The organism is Streptomyces sp. NPDC048623 (assembly GCF_040650755.1).
Taxonomy (GTDB): domain Bacteria; phylum Actinomycetota; class Actinomycetes; order Streptomycetales; family Streptomycetaceae; genus Streptomyces.
In genome coordinates, this window is sequence record NZ_JBEZHV010000054.1 from 1 (window position 1) to 3,395 (window position 3,395).

Annotated in this window: 4 protein-coding genes; 2 read left to right on the forward strand and 2 right to left on the reverse strand. The window is 71.3% G+C overall.

Going from position 1 to position 3,395, the window contains the following annotated elements:
* Positions 1-505 precede the first annotated feature (505 nt).
* The gene (locus AB0C73_RS35975; RefSeq protein WP_362538148.1) at positions 506-1,234 is read left to right on the forward strand and encodes a GntR family transcriptional regulator; all 729 of its coding nucleotides are present in this window, start codon (positions 506-508) and stop codon (positions 1,232-1,234) included.
* Between the two features lie 481 nt (positions 1,235-1,715).
* On the opposite strand, the gene AB0C73_RS35980 is transcribed toward AB0C73_RS35975, so the two are convergent.
* Together AB0C73_RS35980 and AB0C73_RS35985 are read right to left on the reverse strand one after the other, a co-directional pair.
* A complete protein-coding gene (locus AB0C73_RS35980; protein WP_362538150.1) occupies positions 1,716-2,132 on the reverse strand; it encodes a hypothetical protein in 417 nt (138 codons plus the stop codon).
* A gap of 157 nt (positions 2,133-2,289) precedes the next feature.
* Positions 2,290-2,418 (reverse strand): hypothetical protein, encoded by a 129-nt coding sequence (locus tag AB0C73_RS35985; protein ID WP_362538152.1) that lies wholly within the window; start codon positions 2,416-2,418, stop codon positions 2,290-2,292.
* Between the two features lie 246 nt (positions 2,419-2,664).
* Between AB0C73_RS35985 and AB0C73_RS35990 the strand changes: the two genes are divergently transcribed.
* Positions 2,665-2,883 (forward strand): hypothetical protein, encoded by a 219-nt coding sequence (locus tag AB0C73_RS35990; protein WP_362538154.1) that lies wholly within the window; start codon positions 2,665-2,667, stop codon positions 2,881-2,883.
* Positions 2,884-3,395: the final 512 nt, after the last annotated feature.

Consider the following 3,395-nt stretch of genomic DNA (forward strand, 5'->3'; position numbering starts at 1 on the left):
GGCGGCGGTCCGCCTCCGCGTCCCAGCGGGCCGCGAACGGGGCGAACACCGGAGCCGCCACGTCCAGCTCACGGCCGACGAACGCCGACGCCCGGTTGATCTTGTCCGCCGACGACTCGCGGGCGGTCTTTGTGGTGGTTCCGACCTTGCTCCATGCTGACTTCAGGTCCACGGGATTCCTCTCACGGTGATCGTGGATCAGGGCCGGAACTGCCATGCGCGGCAGCTCCGGCCCGCCTGTTTTGGGCGGTTGGTCCCGCCGGAAACCAGCGGGCGCGGTTTCCGGGTGGAAACCAGCCTTGACCTGCGGGTTTCCGGTTTCCTCGGTTTCCGGGGGAGGGGGCCCTACGCGTACGCGCGCGAGGAGCCCCGGTTTCCGGACCGTCCGGCCGCCCTCCGAAGGGGACCGCCGAACAAGACCCATACTGTGGTAGCACAGTTGCTGTGTCAAGCCATACACTGTGCTAGTCAGCTACACACCGCGCACACACCCGAGGAGCCCGTCATGTCCCTGGAGCGCACGCCCCCGTACCTCCAAGTCGTCACCGCCCTGAAGGCGCGCATCGTGAGCGGGGAGCTCTCCCACGGCGACGCCCTGCCGTCCGTCCGCGAGCTCGCGGCGCAGTACGAGATCTCGACCGCCACCGCACAGAAGGTGTTCCGGACCCTGAAGGCCGAGGGCCTGGTCGAGGCGAAGCAGGGGTCGGCCACCACGGTCAGCACCCGGCGGACCCTGCACCGCACGGCGGCCGACCGCCTGGAGGCCGCCCTCAGCACGGGCCGGATCTACTCCGATGGCGACTACGCCGTCATCACGGCCGCCGAACTGGCCGAGCCCCCGGAGTGGGTCGCGGACCTCCTGGGCACGGAGGCCGGCGGCCGGGCCGTACGCCGTCAGCGCATCACCCACAACGCGGACGCCGAGCCCGTGAGCGCGTCGACGAGCTGGTTCTCCGGCGACCTTGCCGAGACCGTGCCCGCCCTCCTCGTGAAGGAGCGCATCATCGGCGGCACCCCGTCCGCCATCGAGGCCGCCACAGGCCGCCGGGCCGTCGCTTCCGAGGAGGCCACGACCGCCGCCGCCGCGACCGAGGAGCAGGCCGCCCTCCTGGGCGTCACGCCCGGCGCCCCGGTCCTGCTCTCCCGGAACGTGTACGTCGACGCCGAGGGCGGCACCGTCGAGGTCGGGGAGTCGGTGGCCCCCGCAGGCCGCTGGCGCGTCCACCGCAACTGACGCCGCCGCCCGCACAGCGAAGCCCCGCCGGTCCGAATCCGGCGGGGCTTTCCCATGCGGCGACTCTAGGCGGCTCTCTGAGCGCCTGTCAGGCGAACGGTGGCCCGAGAGTCCGCCGCCTCCCCGTTCGCCCGCCCACGGGCCGCACAGCGGCTCTGACGGCTGTTCCCCGTCCAACTGCCGTCCCGGCCTTCACCGCCGCGAGCGGCGGTTCCGGGGGCTCTGCCCCCCGAGCCCCCCGGCCACCGCTCCCAGAGGGGCAGGGGGTTCGCGGGTGTCTGCGGGCCGGTGGGTGGTTCGGCGGGGTCGCGGGATTCCCTCCGGCCGAACGGCCCTCCGCACCATGCCGCACGGCCGCCCGGGGCAGCTCCGCAAGCTCCGCCACCCCGAACGACCGCACGGCCCACCGTGAGTGCCGCCCGACCGGAGGGAATCCGCGAGAGCCCCGCCTTGCGCGCAGGCCGCGCAGCAGGAGGCCGGACTACTCGCCGTCAGCGTCGAACGGCAGCAACGGCATCGCCTCGGCCTGTATCCCCGCCCGCCGCCGCGACAAAGGCCGGCGGACCGGTGCGGCCTGGGCGGGCGGAGCGAGCAGGAAGTCGTCCTCCGGCCGCGCCGCCGGAATCCCGGGCGCGGCCTGCGGCTTCGCAACGTCACGTGTCGTTGCCGGGGCATCGGCCGGAAGGTCACGTGACGTTCTTCGGTCGCGTGCGACGGCGACCGCCACGGACGCCACGATCGCTTCGCGGGTCTTGCGCGCCTCGTACGCCCGCTGACGGCAGTTGCGCGAGCAGTACCGCCGCGGCTTCGTGCCGAGCGACTCGGGCACCTGCCGCTTCTGGCAGTGCTCGCACAACCGCCGGCCTTCCGCGTCCCGGGGAGTCTCGATCGTCGTCATGCCGCCGACCGTACGCGGAGCTACACCTCTGGCACTTTCGCCACCCGCCCGTGCAAATGCTGCGCGGCGACGACGACCAGGAGCACGAGCCCGGCCGCCGTCGCCGCGTACGTCACCGACACCCGCCGCACGTCTCCGAGATGACGTACGCCGACGTTCAGTCGTCGTGCTCCCACTCCTCGGCACGGCACTGCCCGCACATTCCGTACGGGGCGGTGTCCGCGATCCGCTGGCCGCAGCTGCAACGGAGGACCTCGTCGTCATCAGGCATCAGCTCGTAGCTCATGCCCGGCAGTCTCCAGCGAGGACCAGGAGCACGAGCCCGTATCGGCCCCGAACCGCTCGAACGGATCGCCCACACCTTTGCATCACGACCCGATGGCCCCGCCAACGCGTGCACACGTGCACGTGCACCCGTGCACGGCGACAAGATCGTTACGGTCACACCTCTTGCACTTCGGCCCTTGCTACAAAGCTTGGTACAGAACACACCTAGGCATTCCCAACGCGCCGGACCCACGAGACTGCCGCCATGAGCACCACGCGCCGCCCGCTGGGCACCGGTCCGACGACGAGCACCAGGAGTACGGCGACGTCGACGGCCCCGCGGCTTCTTCCCGTCGAGCGGGCCGAGCTCGGCGCACTCCTGGACGACGTCGAGCACCAGGAGCACGCGCTCGAAGCGCGGGGCCGGCGCCCGCTCGGCCACGGCCCAAACGGTGAGCAAGATATTGCTTACTGGGCCCAGTAAGCCGGTGCGCGGCCGGGGACGGCCGGGGTTTTCGGGCGACAACCCGGAGTTGCCGCTAGGCGCTAGACCGCAGGTCCGGCGCGGGTTTTCCCGCTAGCGGAGCTGCTAGGTCTAGCACCGCCGGGCGCTAGACCTAGCAGCCGCTGAGGCGGAGCAAGTTGTGCGCTACTGGAACATTCGCGCGTGATCAAACAGGGGTGGTGGACAAAGGGGGTTCCCCTCCTCGGGGAACCCCGGACCGCCCTCGGTCCGGGTCGCCAAGACACTCTTCGGGTCCGCCGGCCTTTCGGCGGGCGGACCCGAAGAGTGTCTTGGCGGATAGCTTGCTCCGCTCGCGGAAGCTCCCCTTCGAGCCCAACTTGCTGTCGCGTTCCGGGTGTAAACCGACCTGTAAACCAGCGTGTGACACGGCCACCTCCGCTCCCCCGCCCCGACCTGCACGGGCGCCCTTCCGCCTCCGAGACCACCCACTCTCCACGTGTTCCGTGTGGGTGGTCTTGGAGTTTCCAGGG